Below are 19,798 nucleotides of genomic sequence, written 5' to 3'. Positions count from 1 at the left end.
TCACACTATGGCCTTACCGCCCTGATGACAAGCCCCGATACGCCCTGAAAACTCCCTGAAAACGCTCCTCGAAAGCCTGGCCACCGACGTGAACGTACCTCTATCTACGCGAACCCACGGCAGGCGGCGGCAACTGCGCCGAGCGCAGCTGTCGGACGAGGTCGCGGGTCACCTGCGGGCAGCGATCATGTCGGGGACATTGCGCCCGGGCACCTTCATACGCCTCGACGAGACGGCGGCCGAACTCGGGGTCAGCGTGACGCCGGTGCGCGAAGCTCTGCTGAAGCTGCGCGGTGAGGGCATGGTGCAGCTGGAGCCGCACCGCGGCCACGTCGTGCTGCCACTGACCCGTCAGGACATCGACGACATCTTCTGGCTGCAGGCCACCATCGCCAGGGAATTGGCCGCGGCGGCCACCTCACACATCACCGAGGCCGAGATCGACGAGCTGGAGCGGATCAACAATTCGCTCGCCGCGGCCGTGGGCTCCAGCGACCCCGAGACCATCGCGGGCATCGAGTTCTCGTTTCACCGCGTCTTCAACCAGGCCAGCGGTCGGATCAAGCTGGCCTGGTTCCTGCTCAACGCCGCGCGGTATATGCCGGTGCTGGTGTACGCCGGCGATCCGCAGTGGGGTGTCGCCGCGGTCGACAATCACCGGCAGCTGATCGCCGCGCTGCGCCGTCGGGATACGTCCGCGGTGATCGAGCACACGGTCTGGCAATTCACCGATGCGGCGCACCGACTGACCCAAATGCTGGACGGGGCCGGGATTTTCGGTTAGCCGGCGGGCGTCGAGCGTGGGGGATATGCACACTTTTTCACTACCATTCGTACATATGCCCCACGGTCGGCGAGCCTCGCGGCGTCAGCCGGCGGCCAGCTGTTCGGCGCGCTTCTTCAGGTTCTCCGCCAGGTGGTCGAGCACGTTGTTCAGCATCATCTTCACCATCGGCGCGGGCACCGGCATCGACGGTTCGACGTCGATGTCAACGGTCAACAGGCTCGAGGCGCCGGTTTCCACCACGCTGAACAGCTGCTCCTGCTTCTTGAACAGCTCGCCCTGCTGCAGCACGGTCTGAATCTGGTTCGGTCCCGGGTAGTAGATGGCCTGAATGAACACACCCTCGAAACCCTGGTAGGCGGCGTCCAACCGAATCTGGCTGGGCCGGCCGTCGTCGTAGCGCGCCAGCACCCAGCAGCCCTTGGCCCCGTCGCTCCACTCCGGATACCGCTCGAAATCCGCGACGATGGCCATGATGGCCGCGGCGTTGGTCTCGACCTCGACGGTTTTGCTCAATACGGGCATTGCAGAAGCATAGCCGGGCGCGCGAAAGCCCCAGCGCCTGGCGCTTTCTCGGTTAAACCGCCACGCAGGCCGTCGACAGCAGGGTCCGGATGGGGTCGGGAATCGGGGTGGGCTTGCGGCCAGTACGGTCCACGTAAACGTGCACCCAATGCCCGAGCGCGGTGACCGGCCGCGGCTGTTGACCCTCTCGTGAATCGAACACGCCGAGCCGGTAGGTGACGCTGCTGCGGCCCAGCCGTGTCACGGCGAGACCCACCTCGAGACGCTGCGGGAATTGCAGTTCGGAGAAGTAGCGGCAGCCCGACTCGGCGACGACGCCCAAGGCCGGCATCGTGGTCGGGTCAAGCCCGGTGCCGATCGTGATCCAGGCATTGATCGCGGTGTCGAACAACTGGTAATAGACCGCGTTGTTGAGGTGACCGAACATGTCGTTGTCGGCCCACCGGGTGCCCACCGGCCACAGCACCGGGAAGTCGCTGCTGGTGAGCCGCTCTGGGGCCGGCGGAATGAGAGCCATGCTGGTATTCCAACATGTTTGAACCCCGGTGGGCGGTGCCGCACCGGATTGGTTCGGCCGGCCCACGATTCACGGCGGCTACCTCGGGTGCAGGGGTGCGACGGGTTCGGCCGCTATGTCGGCAAGGCGGTGATTTTCGATGTAATCCCAACGGATCTGGTAACCGAGCCCGGGTGCCCGCGGTAGGTCGACGAATCCGTCCGCGCCCAGCGGGTCGCACGACGCGTCAAGATAGGCCGGCACGGTGTCGTAGCGGACCCCGGGCCCGAGCAGGCCGCGCTCGTAGTATTCGCACACGTCGTCGCTCGTAGCACCCAGGACCTGCAAGTTGCCGAAGCCGCTCATGTGTAGCTCACAGCGCATGCCGACGGCCTCGGCCATTCCGGCCAGCTTCATCACTCCGGTAATGCCTCCGCGTAAGACGTCGATGCGGGTGATGTCGGAGGCACGACGCAAGATCCAGTCCGCTCGAGTATAGACACCGCCCTCGGCGATCTCCGGTGAGCAGATCGGGATATCAAGTGCGTCAACCAGTTTCACATATGACTCGACCCGGTACTCGGGCATCGGGTGCTCATACCAATAGAAACCCAGCCGTTCCAGCTCGCGGCCGACCAGCAGGGCGTCTTCGAACGTCTGGTAGGTGCCCCACGGGTCGAACATGAGCACCATGTCGTCTCCGACCGCCGCCCGAACCTCGCGGCACACCTGTAGATCCCAGTCCACATACGATGGTCGCGGCAGGGCGGGTTGGCGGGTCGCAGGGTTCCAATAGTGGTACGGATGGATCTTGTAGGCCCGATAACCCTGACGCCGGCAGTCGGCGGCATGAGCCGCGTACTCGTCAGGACTGCCCAGATTGTTGAAGCTGCTCGCGTAGGCCTTGACGCGGTCACGAGCGCCGCCCAGCAACTTGCGCGTGGGTAGCCCGGTGGCTCGGCCCGCCAAATCCCAAAGGGCCAGATCGATGACGCTGCAGACATTCTCCGGTAGTTTCGCGGCCCAGAGTTGACGCCAGATCTCCGCCCGGTCGAAGGGATCCCGGCCGGTGAGCAGGGGACTCAAGAATTGAGTTATCAGCGCCCGGTCACCGGGCAACAGCCCGTCCTGGTCGCCATGGAAATGACCCCCGAAGTAGTAACCCTCGACGCCCTCGTCGGTGAGTACCTTCGTCACGGTCTGCACCACACGGTAATCGGTAGTCAACTGGCCGAACGAGATTCGGTCGACAAAGGTCTCGAATGGCACGACCTGTAAGCCGGTGATCCTCATAACGGGTCATTGTTCGCGACCCGCCACGTTGACGGGTAGGGGCAAAGGTCCTACGCCGGTATCTCGAGCCGGGCCGGCTCAGATCGCGTACCAGACGCGGTGCAGCGCCTGACCCTGCAGCGTGAACAGCCGCTCGGACTCCGACCAGTCGGGCAGCAGCGAATCGAAACCGTGGCAGGTGCGCGCGAATACGTGCAATTCGGTGGACACGCCGGCGCGCAGCAGCCGCAGCGCGTAGTCGATCGCTTCGTCGCGAAACGGGTCGATCTCCGCGCAGGTGATCAAAGTCGGTGGTAAATGCTTTAATTCGGGACGCCGCGCCGGCACGGTGTCCGGCGATGCGGGCCGGTCACCCAGGTAGTAGCGCCACATCAGTTCGGCCGCCTCACTGTCGAATGCCGGGCTGGTGCGAAACTCCGCTTTCGACGCGGTAGGGCGATCGTCGAGCACCGGCTGGTGCAACAGCTGGAACACGACGGGCGGCAGCGACCCGTCGGCGCAACGCTGCACCAGGGATGCGGCCAAAGTGGCCCCGGCACTGCTGCCCGCGACCGCCAGCCGCGTGATGTCCACATCCAGTTCCGCCGCCTTGCCGGTGACCCACTCGAGCACCGCGATCGCGTCGTCGAGTGCCGCCGGGTAGGGGTGTTCCGGGGCCAGCCGGTAGTCGACCGACACCACCGTGCAGCGGCCGCGGCGGGCGAGTTCGGCGCACTGCCGGTGGTCGGTGTCGAGGTTGCCCAGCGCGAATCCGCCCGCGTGGCAATAGACGACGACCGGTGCCGGTGACGGCCCGCCGCGATAGATGCGCACCGGCACGTTGCCGGCGGTGTCGCTGGTGATCTGCACGCCCGGCAACTCGGTGATGGCCGCGGCGTCACGGCGGCGCTGGTCGAACGGTCCGCGCATCGACTGAATTGCCTCCGGGGAGAAGACTGTTCGAGTCGTCGCGACCGCGCGCAGCACCGGATGCAGGCGTTGCGCTCCGTCCAGGTCCGTCATCGTGCCTCCGGTGCGCTGACGGCCCCATGACCGGCGGACACGGGCCGGCGCGGATGACTGGAGAATACGAAGTCGCCGGGCGTGAACCTGCGCGTCATCTCCCAGAAGCTACGCGCGCTGCGCGGCCACTGGGTGACCACGCGCCCGTTAGCGGCCCGAAAGTAGTTGCTGCACTGGGTCGTCCACACAGTGCCGACCATCCATCGGTCGATCTTGACGATGAACCGCGCCAGCGCCGACGGCCGCACCGCCACGTACGTCTTGCCCCGGCGCCGCAGGTACTTCAACACCCGCACGATGTAACGCGCCTGAGCTTCCAACATGAAGATCACGCTGTTGGAGCCGACATTCGTGTTGGGCCCGTACAGCATGAAGAAGTTCGGGAACCCGGGGACGGCCATGCCGAGATACGCATGCGCCCCCTCGCTCCACACCTCGCGCAGCGTGGTGCCACCCTCGCCGAGGACATCCAGCTGCCCGAGATAGTCGGCGGCGGCGTAGCCGGTGGCACACACCACGACGTCGACGTCACGCTCGGTGCCGTCTTCGGTGACGAAGGATCGGGCCTTGAGGTAGCGGGCCGGACTGGACACCACCTCGACATTGGGCCGGGTCAGCGTCGGCAGGTAGTCCGAGGAGAACACCAGCCGCTTGCAGCCCATCGGGTGATCCGGAGTCAACCGTTGCCGCAATTCCTGGTCGGCGACCGTCTTTTCAAGCAAGTCAAGGGCGATCGCGGTGAAATCCTGCGTCTTTTCGCTGCCGTGCTCGATCACCGAGATGTTGGATTCGCTGCGCAGCCACAGCCGGGTCCGGTACAGCCTTTTGGCGAACGGCAGATGAGTGAAGGCCCAGCGCTCCCGTCGGGTGTAGTGCCGATCCGGCTTGGGCAGAATCCAGGTCGGCGAGCGCTGTACCGAATAGACCCGGGCAGCGACCTTTGCGAGTTCGGGCAGCAGCTGTGACGCCGTCGAGCCGGTACCCAACACAGCCACCCGCGCGCCCTCGAGATCTATCGAATGGTCCCATTGCGACGAGTGCATCACGGTCCCGGTGAACGGCTCCTGCTCGACGAGCTCCGGGAGAAGAGGCCGGGTGAACAGGCCCACGGCGGAGACCACGACGTCGAAGCGGTGTTCTTCGCCGTTACTGGTAGTAAGACACCATTGCTGTGCGTCTTCTTCCCAAGTCGCCGAACGAATTTCGGTGCGCAGCCGCAGATGCGGCCGCAACCCGTATTTGTCGGCGCAGCGCTCGAAGTAGGCGAGGATCTCGGGCTGGCCGGACCATAACCGCGACCAATGCGGGTTCAGGTCGAAGGAGAACGAATACAGATGCGACTTGACGTCGCAGGCCAGTCCCGGGTAGGTGTTGATCCGCCACGTGCCGCCGACGTCGTCTTCGCGGTCGAAGATGGTGAAGTCGTGAAATCCGGCTCGATCCAACAGGATTCCCAATGCCAGTCCGCCCGGCCCGGCACCGATGATGCCGACCGACAATGTCGTCCTCATCGGATTTGTAGGCATTGCCCACCATCGACGACCAGTTCCGAACCGGTGATGAACGACGCGGCCTCCGACACCAGAAAGGCTACCGCATCGGCGATTTCGGTAGGCTGCCCCAGCCGCCCGAACTGCGCCGTCGCCGTCAGCCGCGCCTGCGTGGCATCGTCGAGCATCGAGGTCGCGATCGGCCCGGGGAACACCGCATTGACCCGAATGCCCCACGGCGCGAGTTCGGCCGCCGCCGTTTGGGTCAGCCCCCGAAGCGCCCACTTCGACGAACCGTAGGCGCAGTGCGCCGGGAACGGGCGGATGGCTCCGGTGCTGCAGATATTCGCGATCGCCGCGTGTTCGGCTTCCCGCAGCTGAGCGAGTGCGGCTCGCATGCCCAGGAAGGCGCCCAGACAGTTGACCCGCCAAGCATTTTCGAAATCCGCGACTGTCTCGTCGCCCAGCGCGGCACGATGCAGCACCCCGGCGTTGTTGACCAGCGTGGTCAACCCCCCGAAGCGGTCCACCGTCGATGCGACGGCGGCCTCCCATTGCTGCTCGCTGGTCACGTCCAGTTCGATCGCGATCACCTCGTCGTCACCCAATTCCGCGACAGCGGCCGCGACGTCCTCGGCGCGCCGGTCGCAGGCCGCCACCGAATACCCGTTGCCGCGAAGCCTTTTCGCGATCGCCCAGCCCTGGCCGCCGGCCGCTCCGGTGACGAGTGCGACGCTCATGATGACGCGACCTCCGGGCTTTCGGACAGGCCGCGGCTGGTGACGAACTGGCATCTGCGCTGCCGGAAACGCCATTGACCGTCGCGGCGGACCAACTGGTCGTCGTAGAGCGCGGGGCGCAGGTGCAGATCACCGGCCCTGACGAACAGGACCTGCGTGCGGGCGGTCGCGGTGTCTTCTTCGGGGCCGACGTCGATGCGCGACACCCCGGTCAGGTGCAGCCCGCGGGGAGCATCGGTGAACATCGTGGCGATCCCTTCGGGTCCGGCGAAAGCCCGTCCATAGACCAGGAATTCCGCGTCATCGGTGAACAGCTGCACGCACGCGTCGACGTCTCCGCCGTCGAGAGCGAGTGCGTAGGCGGCGATCAGTTCGCGGATCGCGGTGCGCTCGTCGGTCACTGTCCGGTCGCTTCGCGTAAATGCTCGATCGCCCCGCGTCGCAGGGCCGCCGATTCGGCGGCCAGGGTGATCATCCGAAAGCCGAGCTGCGCCATCGCGTGACCGGTCTTGCCCTCACTGGCGTGAATCCCGGTGACCAGTCCGGCTTCGGTCGCGACGCGGTGGATCCGCACGATCGCGTCCAGCACTTCGGGCTGCCGGGTCGATCCGACGGGCCGGTGCCCCATCGAGATCGCCAAATCGGCTGGCCCGACATAGATTCCGGCCAGCCCATCGACCGCACAGATGTCAGCAAGGTTCGCCAGCGCCGCCGCGGTTTCGATCATTGCGAACACGCTCACCCGCGCCTCGTGGGCGGCGGGGTCGAGCCCCAGGCTGGCGCGCAGCGGCCCGAAGCTGCGGACGCCCGCCGGTGGGTAACGGGTCGCGGCCACGGCCGCGGCGGCCTGGCCGGCCGACTCGACCATCGCGACGACGACGGCGTCGGCACCGGCGTCGGCCACCCGCCCGATCGGTGCGGGGTCGGCATTGGGCAACCGCACCGCGGTCGCGATGGGTACCTGCTCGAGGCGCCGGAGGATGCCGGCGATGTCGGCGTCGTCGAGATAGCCGTGCTGGGCGTCGAATCCGACGTAGTCATATCCGGCCCGGGCGAATTCCTCCGGCCCGATCAGCGTCGGGCCAGTGACCCAGCCGCCCCAGATCGGGGCGGCCTTGGCCAGCGCGTCGCGGAAGGCGCTCACTGTGCGATCGCGATCTTGACGCGCTCGGGAACCGGCCGGCACGCCAGGTCGAATGCGCCCTGCACGTCGTCGATCCCGAAGTTGTGCGTGAGATAGCAGCCGAGTAGCTCGGGATGTTCGGCGGCGAACTTGCCGGCGAGCTCGAGTACCCGCCGCCGGTCAAGTGTCACACCGGATTTCAGGGTCAAGTTGTTGCGCAGCATGAGACGCATGCTGATCGGGTAGGCCTCGTCGTCGGCGACGCCGAAGTAGAAGACCGTGCCGCCGGGGGCGGTGGCCTCGATGGCATGGCCCAGCGTGGCGACCTGATGACCGACGGCCTCGATGACGACCTCCGCGCGATCGGTCGGCGCCAGTCGACTGACCCAGCGGTCGCTGGTCGCACGCACCACCTCATCGACACCGAATGTCCTTGCGAGGCTTTGCCGGTCGACCGGGTCCACACCGGTGACGCGTCGGGCCCCGGCCGCCTTGGCGACGTAGGAGAACAGCAACCCGATCGAGCCCTGGCCGATGATCGCGACGTGCTTGCCCGCCAGGTCCGGCAGTTGCTCGCAGGCATACAGGACACACGCCAGCGGCTGCAGCCCGACCGCCTGCGCCGCGGTGAGCGCGGGGTCGTAGGGCGCCAGGCCGTTGCCGTCACTGATGACCCGCTCCATCAACCCGTCGAACCCGGAAGCCCAGCCCACCACGCGATCGCCGACCCGGTGTTCGGGATGCCGGCTGGCAATCACCTCACCGGCGACTTCGTGGATCGGGAAGCCGTCCTTTTCGGCCGCGCTGCGGCCGTCGTCACCGGCAAGCCTGCCCTGGGCGCCGCGAAAACCCGGCAGGTCGCTGCCGCACACCCCGGCCGCCAGGAACCGCAGCAGCACCTGCCCGTCGGCCAGGTCGTCCGGCTTCTTCTCGACGATCGACGTGCGCTCGAACTCATACGGGGCGATGATCCGGTAGGACCACACGTCAGACCTCCACCGGGATCTGGTTCCATCCCCACTGGAAGCTGGACGGCAGGCGGGTCGCGTCGTGGCCCTTAATCGCGAAGTCCGGCACCCGGCGCAGCCATTCCTGAACGAGCACCGCGACTTCCAGCCGGGCCAGGTGATATCCGATGCAGAAGTGCTGGCCGCGGCCGAAGACCAGCGAGCGGGCGATGGGCCGATCCCAGACGAACTCGTCGGGGTTTTCATACTCCCGTTCGTCGCGATTGGCCGAGGCGAGCAGCGTGATCACCCGCTGGCCCGGCTCGATGGTCTGGTCGTGAATCGTGAAGGGCCGCCGCGCCGTTCGGGCAAACCACTGCGCGGGCGCGCAGTACCGCAACATCTCCTCACGGGCCACCGGCACGGTGTTGACCGGATCGGCACGCACGGCGGCGAGCTGGTCGGGCCGCTGGCTCAGCTCCCATAGGCCGTGCGCAGCGATCTTGGGCACGGTTTCGGTGCCGCCGATGAAGATGCACAGCATCTGCGTGGCGGTTTCGACGTCGGACAGGGCGCTGCCGTCGGGCAGCCGGTAACCCAGCAGCCCGTCGACCACCGGAAGCGGCGCGCCGGATTGGTCGGCCCGGCGCCGTTGCACCACGGGGATCAGGTATTCGAGGTAGTTGGGCCGAGCCTGCGCGGTGTCGACACCCTCACCGGGTGCCGCGAGGCTTCCGGCGTTGACCGCGGCCAACACCTGCGGCGCGAGTTCGGTTGATATTCCCAGCAAGTCGCACACCATCGAGGCGGCCACGATGCCACCGTAGTCCTGGGTCAGGTCGAAGGACCCCCGTGGCAGCAGCAGGTCGAGGCGCTCGTTGGCGAGCTCGCGGATCCTGGCCTCCAGGCCGGCGACCGACCGCGGCCGCAGTGGCGCCGAGTGGGAACGACGGATCTCGCCGTACAGGTCGGTGTCGAACACGGCGTGAAATGGCAAGGGGTGCAATGGCGGATCCTCGACCGGCCCGCTGTTGTGCTTGGCCAACACGGTCGCCGGGGGCAGGGTTCCTTCCGACGCGACGAAGGTTCCGTCGTTGACTTCGAGAACCTGCCAGATGTCCTCGAAGCGGGACAGCGCGTAGGTATCCCATTGCGGCATGTAATAGACCGGATGGTGATCGCGCAGGGTTCGGTAGTACGGCAACGGGTTTGCCATGACGTCCGCGTCGAAGGGGTCGTACGCGAAGTCGGAGGTGGGGGCGGTCACTGCAGCGGAGAGGGCGGTAGAGCCTGCAGAATCGAGTCTTCCCAGCCGTCGCGCAATGCCGGTGCCACGCTCATCCAGGTGACGATCTCGGCGGGCGGGCTGTCCTTCCAGGAGGGGTAGTGATTGGCGAAGCATTCCCAGCCGCCGTCCAGCGCCCAGTAGTGGATGACCTCGTTGAAACGGAACGTGGTGGTAAACGATCCCAGCCAGCGTTTGCCGGTGCGCTCCGACCACGGGACGTAAAGCCGTTCCAACTCCCGGATGTAGTCGTCCTGGCGCCCTGGCTTGGTTTGCATGATCTCCTGAATCACCAGTGGCGCAGCGAAATTGGCTTCGCGTAGCTGGGCCAGCGTTTTGTTCCTCGGCCCGGGGTACATGATCCGGCCCTCGCCGCAGGCCCCGATGTCGGACAGGAACGCCGCCCACTTGCCGGCCGCGGCCTCGTGGTCTCCTCCCCGGGCCTGGGCGGCGCCTATCCTCGCATAGTCGGAAAATCCGTCGATCTCCCAGATGACGGTGACCTGCGGCCAGTGCCCGTTGTAGGGCGTGGTTTCCCACATCGCGAACAGCCGGGCGCCCAGCGCTTCCATCATCGGCTGGTAGGTGTCGGTGAAAACCTCGGTGAAGCGGCCGCTTAACCCCGATCCCAGCGAGATCGTCTCGTGCAGGTAGAGCAGGGTGTGGCCGTAATACTTCTTCATCAGTCGAGCCGCACCGGCTCTGAGTCGACGCGCGAATAATTCGCCTCACACAACAGCGTCTCGGTCGGTTCGACCAGGGCAGACGGGATCCCCGCTGCCGCAAGGGCATAGCCCTTGAATTTGCGCGCCGCGGCCGACAGCACGTGCTGGGCTCGGGTCATGCCGCGGTTCACGCCCAACGGCCACCCCTCGCCCCACAGCGCGACTTCGGTCAGCCGGTCGTCGAGGGACTTGAGCACCTTATCGCGCACGCGGGCGTCAGCGGTGAACGCCTCGGCGCTGACGGCCAGGGTGTGACTGGTCGATCCCATCGCGGTCGCGACGTTGTCCGTGTCCACCACCGCGACGCCCAGAATGCGCAGCGGTCGGGTGTCGCAGCCGCCCGGCAGCAGGACGGTCACCTCCCAGCCGGCCATCACCCGGTCATAGAGCCAACCGCCGGCCGAGTGCACGACGTCGACCGCGCTCGCAGCCACCACATCCAGTCGATACCGCAGACACTCACCGTTGCCGCGGGTTGCTCGTCCAGCACTGACGCGTGTGCTCTGGCCGATGTCGAACGTCGGAGTGACCATCAAATCCGTTCCTCACCGCCACACCGCGGAGTGCGTTCGCTCCAAGGCAGCTGCAGCGCTTGTCATGGGCTTCCCAAGGGCTGACGCCGCCTCACACCGGGGTGACGCGACTCATGCCCCAGCGTGACACTTCTGTCTAAATTTGTAAAGCTCCCCCGAGGTGGTCAGCCGCGGCGTCGGGCTTTGAGTTCGGCGATGATTTCGTCGGTGTGCTGCCCCAGTTGCGGCGCCGGTGAGCGCGGTGCCCACGGCGTCCCGTGGAAGTCCGCCGGGGTGGCCACCATCGCGACGCTGGCGTCGCCGTCGGGGACGTCGACGATGCCGCCCGCGGCGTGGAACTGCTCGTCGGCCACAACGTCTTCGAGGGAGTTGATCGGCGACCAGAAGAAGTCCGGTTCTTCCGCGAAGGCCTGCGCCCATTCGTCGAGCGAGCGAGTGGCGAAGATTTCGTCCAGCTCGGCGATCAGCTTCGGACCGTTGACGAAGCGGGCGGCCGCGTCGCTGTAGCGCGAGTCGTCGACCCATTCGGGGTGGCCGACGACGCGGCACAGCGGCGGCCAGTGCCGGTCTCCTTCGAGGCCGACGATCCAGAAGCGCCGCCCGTCACCGGCGGCGTAATTGTTCATGCAGGGGTTGCCCATCGTCTCGCGTTGGCCGATCGCGATCGGCTGACCGGTCAGCAAGTAGGTGTTGAGGTCGAAGCTCACGGTGTAGGCGCCCTGCCGGTACAGCGAGGTGCTCACCAGCTGACCGCTACCGGTGCGCTCGCGGGCCAGCAGCGCCGCGCAGATCGCCGCGGCCAGGGTCATGCCCGCCGAGTGGTCACCCATGCCGCCCCGCTGGAACGGCGGTGTCTGGCCGGGCCGGGTCAGCAGGTGCGCCACGCCGGCGCGCGACCAGAACGCGGCCACGTCGTAGGCGGCCCGGTCGGCGTCGGGCCCGGTCTGGCCGTAGCCGGTGATCAGGCCGTAGACCAGCCTCGGGTAGCGGGCGGACAGCGACTCGAAGTCGAAGCCGAGGCGTTGCAACGCGCCCGGACGGACGTTGGTCACGAAAACGTCGGCCTCGGCCAGCAATTCGAAGGCGATGTCGCGGCCGTCGTCGGTGGTCAGGTCTAAGACGATGCTGCGCTTGGAACGGTTGTCCAGCTCGAACGGCGGGTTGACCCCGAGGTCGCAGCCCAGCATCCGGCCGAACATGCGGCCCGGATCGCCGGCCGGCGGTTCGATCTTGATGACGTCGGCACCCCAGTCCGCCAGGATGGCACTGGCGGCCGGTCCGGCCACCCACACTCCGAGCTCGACGACTTTGAGGCCTTCCACCGGTCCCGCCATGGCTACGTTCCTACTCCGTGGCTCAACCGGACCGCGCACTTGCCCCCGGTCAGCTCACCCTGAGCTGACACCATCGCCCCGAAGAAGCGGTCGCCGGCGTTAACCTGGGCACCATGAGTCTGGTCGCCGGGCATGGTCCGCTCAGCCGCGATCCGGCCGGGCGGTTCGCTCCCCCGCTGCCCGCTGGCGTGATCTACATCGAGCCACACCCGCGCCGCGTGCAGGCGTTCAAGGACGGACGTCCGGTGATCGACACCGAGCGGGTGCTGATGGTGCACCGGCAGGGCCACCCGCTGAGCTATCTGTTCCGCGCCGACGAAATCGGCGACCTGCCCGCCGAACCCGAATCGGCGGCACCGGGTTTCGTGCACGTGCCGTGGGATGCCGTCGACACCTGGCTGGAGGAAGGCCGCGAACTCGTTCACTACCCGCCGAACCCGTATCACCGGGTCGACTGCCGGCCCACCACGCGTCGCCTGCGCGTCAGCGTCGCGGACACCGTGCTGGTCGATACCGACGAAACCATGATCGTTTTCGAGACCGCGCTCGAACCAAGGCTTTACGTCGATCCCGCGCATGTGCAGACTGGTCTGCTGCGACCTTCGGACACGACGAGTTACTGCAACTACAAGGGATTCGCGACGTACTGGTCGATCGGCGATGTCGAGGACATCGCGTGGAGCTATCCGGATCCACCGCCGGAAAGCCTGCCCATCAAGGGTTTTCTGAGTTTCGACGGCGCGTGTGCCGACGTGTTCGCCGAATTGCCGCTCAGCTGGCCAGCGCCACGATCGCAAACATGAACAGCACCCCGCCGACGGTGCATGCCAAGGTGGCCGCGGTGCGATGCCCGGTGTGTGCTTTCGGCAGGATGTCGGCGCTCGCCAGGTACATCAGGAATCCCGCGAAGAAGCCGAGGTAAACCGCGAGCACCCGATGGGGAATCGTCACCAGCAGCGTGAGGGCCGCACCGAGGACCGGCGCGACGGCATCAGCGACCAGCAGGGTCAGCGCCCTTCGGCGGTCATTGCCATAGATCGACGTCACCGTGTACGTGTTGAAGCCGTCCGCGAAGTCGTGGCCGATCACCGCCACCGCAACCACTGTGCCCGCTCCGGCTCCCGCCTGGAAAGCTGCACCGATGGCGAATCCGTCCATCACGCTGTGGCCCACCAGCCCCGCCGCGGCCAACAACCCGATGCTGGGTGCGTCGGCGATCACCGCGTCGTTCATCGTTTGACCGCGATGAATGCCGACGGTGTGTTCGACGATGTGCAGCACGAGAAAGCCGAGAACGAACGCCACGAGCGGAGCAGGAATGCCGTACAGGGACCACACGTCGCCGTGGCTCAGCGCTTCGGGCAGCAGGTCGAAGCTCACCGCACCGAGCATCAGCCCGGCCGCCAGGCCGAGCACGAGATATCGGTAGGAACCGATACGTAACGCCGCGTATCCGCCGGACAACGTCGTGAGGAACGAACAGAAGGCCACCAGAACGACCACCGCGCGGCCCACCTTTCCGCCGTCCGTCCACTCGGAGCAGCACGGCCTCAAGCGTATGACGCGACCCGGCTGAAAGAGAGTTGCTAGCCGCCGTAGCTGGGGCGCCCGAGCTTCAGCTCGTGCTGGGCGATCATGTTGCGGAAGACCTCCATCGTGCCGCCGTAGATCCCGGCGGGCACACCGTGGCGGAAGATGAACTCGACGGCCCCGTTGTCCGCGGAACCCGTTGTGTCGGTGGGCAATGCCGATGCCGTCCCCAGCATGTCCATCAATTCCGGCGAGACGTCGCGCATGGTCTGAATGAGCGCGACGCGTCCGTAGATCCCGGGCGTCGACAGCGCCGCCTCGATGCGGGCCATGGCGCGCCCGAGCCGGTATTTCGTCGACTCGTCGTCAATCGGGCGCCGCCCGTTGGAATCCGGCTTGGAAAGAATCGCCGCGACTCCGTCGGCCGCCTCGGCCATCAGATGGCCGTGCTCCGACATCATCGAAACATTCTGCAGGCCATGGTCTTCGGTTTCGGTAATGCCGTGTTCGGCGTCTAGGGCAAACCGCATCACCTTCCAGCCGGCATTGACCTCGCCGATGCGGTAGAGATCGTCGACCCGTACGTCGCTGTAATAAACGATGTTGGTGCGGTCGCCGTCCAGCGTGCGGATGCCCTGGATCTCGACGCCGTCGGAATCCAGCGGCACCAGAAACATGGTCAGGCTCTTGTGTTTCTGCGCTTGCGGGTCGGTGTTGGTAAGCAGGAAGACGTACTTGGCGTTCTGCGCGTTCGAGGTGAACATCTTGGACCCATTGATAACCCAGCTCGATCCATCCGCTTCCCGTACGGCTCGGGTCCTGCAGGTCGCGACGTCCGAACCCCCCTCCGGTTCGGTATAGCCCAGGCATAGCCGAATCTCACCGGACAGCACACCCGGCAGTACCGCGTCGACGAGTTCGGGCTTCCCGAACTGCTTGACCAAACGCGCGACGACCGCGGTGGTGCCCCAGTGGAACCACGGCGTGTGGGCACGGCCGATCTCGAGATGGAAGATTCGCCGGCGCACCGGATCGAATCCCCCCTCGGACTCCTGCTTGAAATCCGACGCCAGATAACCCTCGGCACCCAACGCCAAATGCACTGGCTCACTGAAGTTTTCACCGGTCTCACGATCCCGGCGCAGCACCTCGTCGGTGACGTGTTCGGCGATGAACGTCCGGGTGTGCTCGAAGAATTCCCGGTCCTCGGGTGAGAGGTCGACGTAGGAGAAGTCCATTACGCCGCGTCGATCACGAGGGTGCGAAAACGATCGAGGGTCTCGAGCGCGTGCCCAATGCCGTCGCCGGGCAGGTGGACGCTGACCCAGGTGACCCCCAGCTTCGCCAGCTTGTCCAAGCCTTCGAGGTAGGCGTCGGCGTTGAAGTCGTCGTCGGTGATGCTGCCGCCGTCGAAGTTGGTGAAGGTGATGTCGATCGCCGACCAGTCCCTGCCCTCGGCATCGCAGCGGCGACGCAGATCGTCGATGCCGGCGGTGAGCTTGTCCAGCGAGTCGATCACCGCGGTGCCGGCGGTCTGCGCCAGCTGCGGCGGGGCGGGGAACGGGCACCAGCCGTCGCCGTACTGCGCTACCCGCTGACGAGACGCCGTGGTGTTGCCGCCGATCCAGATCGGCGGGCTGCTCGGTGGCCGCGGGTGCGCGGTGATGCCACGGGCGCTGAAATGCTTTCCCTCAAAGGTGATGTCGTCGCCGCTCCAGATAGCCCGGATCACTTGCAGGGATTCTTCGAACAGCTCGGCGCGCTCGTCGTAGCCGACTCCGAGCGCCGCGAACTCACGCTTGAGGTAGCCGACGCCGACCGCGAGCGTGAAGCGGCCCCCGGAGAGCAGATCAAGGGTGGCGCCGGATTTGGCCACCACGAACGGGTTTCGATAGGGCAGCACCACGATGTTAGGGATCAGCCGCAGCGTCGACGTGGTGGCCGCCGCGAAACCCAGTGCGACGAAAGGATCTAGCGCATCGTGACCACCGGCCTCCAGCCAGCGCTGCGACGGCGCCGGATGATCGGTGAAACCGAATCCGTGGATGCCGGCCGCCTCGGTGGCCGCGGCCACCTTCCCGATGCCATCCCCGCCGGCCAGCTCCGGGTTGTAGGGGTGGCTGTGCATCGGGTGAGTGATCGTGAAGCGCATCGGGATCCCCAGCCGTCAGAAGCGGGCGCGCGAGTCGATCGCGGTGTCGCTGGTGCGCAGCGGCCGGATCAGCGCCTCCTGCGCGAAGGAGGCCAGCAGCTCGCCTTCTTCGGAATGCACGGTGCCGCGCACGTACGACATCCCCGCGCCGACCTGGGTGCTCTCATGTGTGTAGAGCAGCCAGCCGGTCCAGTCCACCGGTTCGTGAAACGCCACCGAGATGCTCATCGGTGCGGTGGACACGGTCAGGTGTGCCTGGGCGGTGCCGATGCCCTCATGCGCGCGCATCGTGGTGGAGATCCCGAGATGGCCGGTGAAGTACGCCAGCAGCGCCTTGGCCAGATCGTCTCGGGTGGGAATCGGGTCGTAGTGCAGCCAGGCATACAGCTCCGGCGGGCCGACCTCGTCGGGGCTGTTGACGTCGACGACGTCGACCAGCCGCAGCTCCCGGCCGACCATCGGCATCGGCGAGTGGTGGGCGTCGGCCGGGGCGGCCACGTCGGGCTTGGTCAGGTGGTGGCGAATCACGTCGTCGGTGGGGACGTCGGCGAGCACGGTGATGCTCAGGCAACGCCGCCCGTTCTGCTGCACGGCGACCACGGCGGTCGCGGTCGATCGGCCCTCGGACACCACGTCGATGACGAGCTCGATCGGCGGGCCGACCGTCACGGCACGCGAGAACACCGCGTGCGCCGAGCGCACCGACTTGTCCGGGAAGCGTTTGGCCACCGCGACAATCGCCTGGGCCAGCACCTGAGTGCCCTCCACCACCTGGCGTTCGTCGCCGACGGCGATGCCGGTCTCACCGGTGAACCGGTCGTCGTCCCCGTCGGACCGCACATCAAACAGATCCAGCAGGCCCGCAACCGTCCATTCAGTCTGCTCAGATTCCGTGGTCAAATCCGATCCACCTCTCACGTTGGCCGCTTCCGGCACAGCGTGACACTTTGAGTAGGATTTGTAAAGGTTGGCTAACAAGACTCCGGCGAGCACCGCGGGCAGCACCCCTGCATGCCGCTGGAAAGCGCAGAGAGGCAACGTAATTGGGCATCGTGACGAGCACATCAGAGACCGCGTTCACCCAGTCCGCCGAGACCGTGTACGACTTCGTCACCAACCCGGAAAACTGGACGAAGACCTATCCCGGCAGTGCCCACATCGGCAAACTGCCGCCGCTGCCGCTCAAGGTCGGCGACACCTGGGAGGAAGCCGGTCCCGACGGTGACCGCGTCTTCAGCTGGCAGCTGGCCGTCGCCGTGCGGCCTATCCAGTTCGTGTTCACCTCGATCGGCCGGCTTGGTCACGACCGCGACGGTAAGGGCGGGTTGGAGGGTCGCATCACGGTGTCCTACCGGTTCTCCCGGCCCGGCCAGGACATCACGCTGTTTTCCCGAACCATGACCATTGAGGCGCCCAAGCACGCCCCGCTGCCCGACAAGCTGTTCGAGCAGGCCAATCCGGCGCGGATCGACGAGTATCACGCGGCCGTCGCGCGGGAGCTCGCCCGGGCCGCGGATTGACACCGGCGCCGCGGGTGCATGACACTTCTGCGGTGTTTTGTAAAGGCTGGAGCCGATGATCCCCGAGGTGCTGGCCAACGGGTTCTGCTTCGGCGAAGGCCCCCGCTGGTTCGAGGGCCTGTTGTGGTTCTCCGACATGCTCGGCGAAGCGGTACACACCTCGACCCTGGGCGGCGCGCTCACCACGCTGCCGCTGCCGGGGCACTCGCCGTCGGGCCTGGGTTTTCGTCCCGACGGGTCGCTATTGATCGCGTCGTCCGAGGACCGGCGGGTGCTGTGCTACGACGGGGAAGCCGTGGTGGAGATCGCCGATCTCACCGACCTGGTGCCGGCCAACCTCGGTGACATGGTCATCGACGACAGCGGCCGCGCCTACATCGGATCCCAGGCCCGATGCGGTGGCGTGATCGTGCGCCTCGATCCCGACGAAAGCGCGACCGTCGTCGCCACAGACCTCGACTTCCCCAACGGCATGGTCATCACGCCGGACCGCAAGACGCTGATCGTCGCCGAATCGACAGGCCGGCGGCTCACCGCGTTCACCATCGACGACGCCGGCGCGCTGCACGATCGGCAGGTCTTCGCGGACGGCCTGGACGGGCCGCCCGACGGCATCGCGCTGGACGCCGAGGGCGGGGTGTGGACGTCGATGACGCTGGCGCACCAATTCGAGCGGATCGTCGCGGGCGGCGCGGTGACCGACCGCATCGACATGGGCGAACGGGTCGCTATCGCCTGCGCGCTCGGCGGGCCCGAGCGGCGCATCCTGTTTCTGCTGTCGAGCACCGACGCCTATCCTCAGCGGCTGGTGGGCACCAAACTCTCGCGGCTCGACGCCGTGCAGGTCGCCACGCCCGGCGCCGGGCTGCCCTGAGACACCCGAGAGGGAGACACGTGACCGACTCGTACTACGAGCTGATCGACCCCGCCGACGCGTTGGGCGAGAAGTTCCGGGCGACCGACCTGGCCCGCGGCACCTGGTCGGCGACCATCCAGCACGGCGGTCCGGTGTCGGCGCTGCTGGTGCGGGCGCTGGAACGCTGCGAGCAGCGCGACGACACCCGGCTGTCCCGGGTCGTGATCGACCTGCTGGGCGGCGTGCCCTCGGAAGGTGACATCTGGGTGCGTGCCGAACTGCAGCGCGGCGGCAAGCAGATCGAGTTGGTCAGCGCCGAGATGCTGGCTCCCGGCCCCGACGGCCGGCCCCGTCCCGTCGCTCGGGCCAGCGGGTGGCGGCTGCAGCAGCAGGACACTCAGGCCGTCGCGCACGCGGCGGCCGAACTGCCCGCGCCGCGCACCGACGCGCGCAACCGTAATCTCAAGGCCCGCGAATGGGACCGCAACTACGTGCACAGCCTGGAGTGGCTCTGGCTGACCGAGCCGCTGACGCCGGGCCCGGGCGAATCGTGGATCAAGCCGGAGGTCGACCTGGTCCAGGGCGAGACGATGACGCAGCTGGAGCGGTTGTTCGCGGTGGCCGACTGTGCCAACGGCATCGGCAGCAAGCTCGACATCACCAAGTGGACGTTCTTGAACACCGATCTGGCGGTGCACGTGTTTCGGGTGCCCGACGGGGACTGGGTCGGCATTCGGGCGGAAACCAGCTACGGACCGGACGGCATCGGGACGACGATCGGCACGTTGTACGACGAGCAGGGCGCGGTCGGCGCCATCCAGCAGTCCGTGCTGGTGCGCCGGCGTCCGCCTAAGACCTGAGGGGATTCGGCGTGGCTAGTTCGGCAATACTTCGTAAAGTCTCAGATATGAGCCAGCCGGCCGGGGCGACAACCGAGACCGAGACCGACACCTCGACGCGTCAGCGGATCCTGTTGGCGACGGCCGAGGTGCTGGGCCGCAACGGCAAGACCAAACTCAGCCTGTCCGAGGTCGCCGCCCAGGCCGGAGTCTCGCGCCCCACGCTGTATCGCTGGTTCGCGTCCAAAGAGGAGCTGCTGACCGCGTTCTCGCAGTATGAGCGCCAGCTGTTCGAAAGCGGACTGGTGCGGGCCACCGCGGGGCTCAAGGGGTACGACAAACTGGACGCCGTGCTGCGATTCATCGTCGAGTACCAGCATTCGTACTCCGGCGTGCGCATGGTCGACGTCGAACCCGAGCACACGATCGCCGAGTTCGCCCACGTCATCCCGCAGATGCGCGACGGCCTGCAACGACATCTGCCCGGGCCCAACGCCGCGGTCAAGGCCGCGACGGTGATCCGGATCGCCATCTCGCACTACATCGTTCGCAGCGACGACGCCGAGCAGTTCCTGGCCCAGCTGCGCCACGCCGTCGGCATCAAACCCGCGGCCGACTAGCCCT

The 19,798-nt window shown here is 66.8% G+C and carries 23 protein-coding genes; 6 read left to right on the top strand and 17 right to left on the bottom strand.

Going from position 1 to position 19,798, the window contains the following annotated elements:
- Positions 1 to 88 precede the first annotated feature (88 nt).
- Positions 89 to 784 carry a GntR family transcriptional regulator gene (locus tag AC5Y5O_RS06995; RefSeq protein ID WP_207768433.1) on the top strand — a complete coding sequence of 232 codons (696 nt, stop codon included), beginning with the start codon at positions 89 to 91 and terminating at the stop codon, positions 782 to 784.
- Between the two features lie 84 nt (positions 785 to 868).
- Here AC5Y5O_RS06995 and AC5Y5O_RS06990 read toward each other — a convergent pair whose 3' ends face one another.
- The 13 genes from AC5Y5O_RS06990 to AC5Y5O_RS06930 form a co-directional block, all read right to left on the bottom strand.
- Positions 869 to 1,309, bottom strand: coding sequence for an SRPBCC family protein (locus AC5Y5O_RS06990; protein WP_500024371.1), 441 nt, complete (start codon positions 1,307 to 1,309; stop codon positions 869 to 871).
- Between the two features lie 52 nt (positions 1,310 to 1,361).
- On the bottom strand, positions 1,362 to 1,826 hold the full coding sequence (locus tag AC5Y5O_RS06985; protein WP_096283803.1) for an acyl-CoA thioesterase: 465 nt from the start codon (positions 1,824 to 1,826) through the stop codon (positions 1,362 to 1,364).
- A 78-nt stretch (positions 1,827 to 1,904) separates the two neighbouring features.
- A complete protein-coding gene (locus AC5Y5O_RS06980; protein WP_500024368.1) occupies positions 1,905 to 3,098 on the bottom strand; it encodes an enolase C-terminal domain-like protein in 1,194 nt (397 codons plus the stop codon).
- 78 nt (positions 3,099 to 3,176) lie between these two features.
- Complete coding sequence (locus AC5Y5O_RS06975; RefSeq protein WP_500024366.1) at positions 3,177 to 4,100, bottom strand: alpha/beta hydrolase; 924 nt, start codon at positions 4,098 to 4,100, stop codon at positions 3,177 to 3,179.
- Complete coding sequence (locus tag AC5Y5O_RS06970; protein WP_096283797.1) at positions 4,097 to 5,626, bottom strand: flavin-containing monooxygenase; 1,530 nt, start codon at positions 5,624 to 5,626, stop codon at positions 4,097 to 4,099. The genes AC5Y5O_RS06975 and AC5Y5O_RS06970 overlap by 4 nt, the downstream gene beginning before the upstream one ends.
- Positions 5,608 to 6,330 (bottom strand): SDR family NAD(P)-dependent oxidoreductase, encoded by a 723-nt coding sequence (locus tag AC5Y5O_RS06965; protein WP_500024363.1) that lies wholly within the window; start codon positions 6,328 to 6,330, stop codon positions 5,608 to 5,610. The genes AC5Y5O_RS06970 and AC5Y5O_RS06965 overlap by 19 nt, the downstream gene beginning before the upstream one ends.
- Positions 6,327 to 6,731, bottom strand: a complete 405-nt coding sequence (locus AC5Y5O_RS06960) for a nuclear transport factor 2 family protein (RefSeq protein ID WP_500024361.1) — start codon at positions 6,729 to 6,731, stop codon at positions 6,327 to 6,329. Before AC5Y5O_RS06960 ends, AC5Y5O_RS06965 begins: the two co-directional genes overlap by 4 nt.
- A complete protein-coding gene (locus AC5Y5O_RS06955) occupies positions 6,728 to 7,474 on the bottom strand; it encodes an HpcH/HpaI aldolase family protein (RefSeq protein WP_500024359.1) in 747 nt (248 codons plus the stop codon). Before AC5Y5O_RS06955 ends, AC5Y5O_RS06960 begins: the two co-directional genes overlap by 4 nt.
- On the bottom strand, positions 7,471 to 8,439 hold the full coding sequence (locus AC5Y5O_RS06950; RefSeq protein ID WP_500024357.1) for a zinc-binding dehydrogenase: 969 nt from the start codon (positions 8,437 to 8,439) through the stop codon (positions 7,471 to 7,473). Before AC5Y5O_RS06950 ends, AC5Y5O_RS06955 begins: the two co-directional genes overlap by 4 nt.
- Position 8,440: 1 nt before the next feature.
- Positions 8,441 to 9,616, bottom strand: a complete 1,176-nt coding sequence (locus AC5Y5O_RS06945; protein ID WP_096290801.1) for a cytochrome P450 — start codon at positions 9,614 to 9,616, stop codon at positions 8,441 to 8,443.
- Between the two features lie 47 nt (positions 9,617 to 9,663).
- On the bottom strand, positions 9,664 to 10,368 hold the full coding sequence (locus AC5Y5O_RS06940; protein WP_500024355.1) for an NIPSNAP family protein: 705 nt from the start codon (positions 10,366 to 10,368) through the stop codon (positions 9,664 to 9,666).
- The gene (locus tag AC5Y5O_RS06935; protein ID WP_500024353.1) at positions 10,368 to 10,943 is read right to left on the bottom strand and encodes a hypothetical protein; all 576 of its coding nucleotides are present in this window, start codon (positions 10,941 to 10,943) and stop codon (positions 10,368 to 10,370) included. Before AC5Y5O_RS06935 ends, AC5Y5O_RS06940 begins: the two co-directional genes overlap by 1 nt.
- A 164-nt stretch (positions 10,944 to 11,107) precedes the next feature.
- A complete protein-coding gene (locus tag AC5Y5O_RS06930; protein ID WP_500024351.1) occupies positions 11,108 to 12,277 on the bottom strand; it encodes a CaiB/BaiF CoA transferase family protein in 1,170 nt (389 codons plus the stop codon).
- A 113-nt stretch (positions 12,278 to 12,390) separates the two neighbouring features.
- Between AC5Y5O_RS06930 and AC5Y5O_RS06925 the strand changes: the two genes are divergently transcribed.
- Positions 12,391 to 13,080 carry a DUF427 domain-containing protein gene (locus AC5Y5O_RS06925; protein WP_096283783.1) on the top strand — a complete coding sequence of 230 codons (690 nt, stop codon included), beginning with the start codon at positions 12,391 to 12,393 and terminating at the stop codon, positions 13,078 to 13,080.
- On the opposite strand, the gene AC5Y5O_RS06920 is transcribed toward AC5Y5O_RS06925, so the two are convergent.
- The 4 genes from AC5Y5O_RS06920 to AC5Y5O_RS06905 all read right to left on the bottom strand — a co-directional run bounded on the left by AC5Y5O_RS06920 (position 13,049) and on the right by AC5Y5O_RS06905 (position 16,859).
- A complete protein-coding gene (locus AC5Y5O_RS06920; RefSeq protein ID WP_096290800.1) occupies positions 13,049 to 13,780 on the bottom strand; it encodes a ZIP family metal transporter in 732 nt (243 codons plus the stop codon). The genes AC5Y5O_RS06925 and AC5Y5O_RS06920 overlap by 32 nt on opposite strands.
- Before the next feature lie 83 nt (positions 13,781 to 13,863).
- Positions 13,864 to 15,045 (bottom strand): acyl-CoA dehydrogenase family protein, encoded by a 1,182-nt coding sequence (locus tag AC5Y5O_RS06915; RefSeq protein ID WP_096283781.1) that lies wholly within the window; start codon positions 15,043 to 15,045, stop codon positions 13,864 to 13,866.
- Positions 15,045 to 15,959, bottom strand: a complete 915-nt coding sequence (locus AC5Y5O_RS06910; protein WP_096283779.1) for an LLM class F420-dependent oxidoreductase — start codon at positions 15,957 to 15,959, stop codon at positions 15,045 to 15,047. Before AC5Y5O_RS06910 ends, AC5Y5O_RS06915 begins: the two co-directional genes overlap by 1 nt.
- 15 nt (positions 15,960 to 15,974) lie before the next feature.
- On the bottom strand, positions 15,975 to 16,859 hold the full coding sequence (locus AC5Y5O_RS06905) for an acyl-CoA thioesterase (RefSeq protein WP_500024347.1): 885 nt from the start codon (positions 16,857 to 16,859) through the stop codon (positions 15,975 to 15,977).
- Between the two features lie 143 nt (positions 16,860 to 17,002).
- Here AC5Y5O_RS06905 and AC5Y5O_RS06900 point away from each other — a divergent pair, with 143 nt between their 5' ends.
- The 4 genes from AC5Y5O_RS06900 to AC5Y5O_RS06885 are packed head-to-tail and all read left to right on the top strand — an operon-like array spanning position 17,003 to position 19,794.
- Positions 17,003 to 17,479: an SRPBCC family protein gene (locus AC5Y5O_RS06900; RefSeq protein ID WP_096283775.1), complete on the top strand. Its 477-nt coding sequence runs from the start codon at positions 17,003 to 17,005 to the stop codon at positions 17,477 to 17,479.
- A 55-nt stretch (positions 17,480 to 17,534) separates the two neighbouring features.
- A complete protein-coding gene (locus AC5Y5O_RS06895; protein ID WP_096283773.1) occupies positions 17,535 to 18,353 on the top strand; it encodes an SMP-30/gluconolactonase/LRE family protein in 819 nt (272 codons plus the stop codon).
- Positions 18,354 to 18,373: 20 nt separating this feature from the next.
- Positions 18,374 to 19,195, top strand: coding sequence for a thioesterase family protein (locus tag AC5Y5O_RS06890; protein ID WP_096283771.1), 822 nt, complete (start codon positions 18,374 to 18,376; stop codon positions 19,193 to 19,195).
- 47 nt (positions 19,196 to 19,242) lie between these two features.
- Positions 19,243 to 19,794 carry a TetR/AcrR family transcriptional regulator gene (locus AC5Y5O_RS06885; protein WP_096283769.1) on the top strand — a complete coding sequence of 184 codons (552 nt, stop codon included), beginning with the start codon at positions 19,243 to 19,245 and terminating at the stop codon, positions 19,792 to 19,794.
- The last annotated feature ends 4 nt before the right edge of the window (positions 19,795 to 19,798 follow it).

The sequence above is a fragment of the Mycobacterium sp. NGS40 genome, assembly GCF_059812735.1.
This window is presented reverse-complemented; position numbering and strand designations above follow the sequence as displayed.

Bases quoted from the DNA above. Each gene is read 5' to 3' on its own strand.
- AC5Y5O_RS06930 (WP_500024351.1), bottom strand. From the start codon at position 12,277: ATGGCGGGACCGGTGGAAGGCCTCAAAGTCGTCGAGCTCGGAGTGTGG.
- AC5Y5O_RS06895 (WP_096283773.1), top strand. From the start codon at position 17,535: ATGATCCCCGAGGTGCTGGCCAACGGGTTCTGCTTCGGCGAAGGCCCC.
- AC5Y5O_RS06990 (WP_500024371.1), bottom strand. From the start codon at position 1,309: ATGCCCGTATTGAGCAAAACCGTCGAGGTCGAGACCAACGCCGCGGCC.
- AC5Y5O_RS06970 (WP_096283797.1), bottom strand. From the start codon at position 5,626: ATGCCTACAAATCCGATGAGGACGACATTGTCGGTCGGCATCATCGGT.
- AC5Y5O_RS06945 (WP_096290801.1), bottom strand. From the start codon at position 9,616: ATGGCAAACCCGTTGCCGTACTACCGAACCCTGCGCGATCACCATCCG.
- AC5Y5O_RS06935 (WP_500024353.1), bottom strand. From the start codon at position 10,943: ATGGTCACTCCGACGTTCGACATCGGCCAGAGCACACGCGTCAGTGCT.
- AC5Y5O_RS06940 (WP_500024355.1), bottom strand. From the start codon at position 10,368: ATGAAGAAGTATTACGGCCACACCCTGCTCTACCTGCACGAGACGATC.
- AC5Y5O_RS06975 (WP_500024366.1), bottom strand. From the start codon at position 4,100: ATGACGGACCTGGACGGAGCGCAACGCCTGCATCCGGTGCTGCGCGCG.
- AC5Y5O_RS06925 (WP_096283783.1), top strand. From the start codon at position 12,391: ATGAGTCTGGTCGCCGGGCATGGTCCGCTCAGCCGCGATCCGGCCGGG.
- AC5Y5O_RS06915 (WP_096283781.1), bottom strand. From the start codon at position 15,045: ATGGACTTCTCCTACGTCGACCTCTCACCCGAGGACCGGGAATTCTTC.
- AC5Y5O_RS06965 (WP_500024363.1), bottom strand. From the start codon at position 6,330: ATGAGCGTCGCACTCGTCACCGGAGCGGCCGGCGGCCAGGGCTGGGCG.
- AC5Y5O_RS06910 (WP_096283779.1), bottom strand. From the start codon at position 15,959: ATGCGCTTCACGATCACTCACCCGATGCACAGCCACCCCTACAACCCG.
- AC5Y5O_RS06985 (WP_096283803.1), bottom strand. From the start codon at position 1,826: ATGGCTCTCATTCCGCCGGCCCCAGAGCGGCTCACCAGCAGCGACTTC.
- AC5Y5O_RS06980 (WP_500024368.1), bottom strand. From the start codon at position 3,098: ATGAGGATCACCGGCTTACAGGTCGTGCCATTCGAGACCTTTGTCGAC.
- AC5Y5O_RS06885 (WP_096283769.1), top strand. From the start codon at position 19,243: ATGAGCCAGCCGGCCGGGGCGACAACCGAGACCGAGACCGACACCTCG.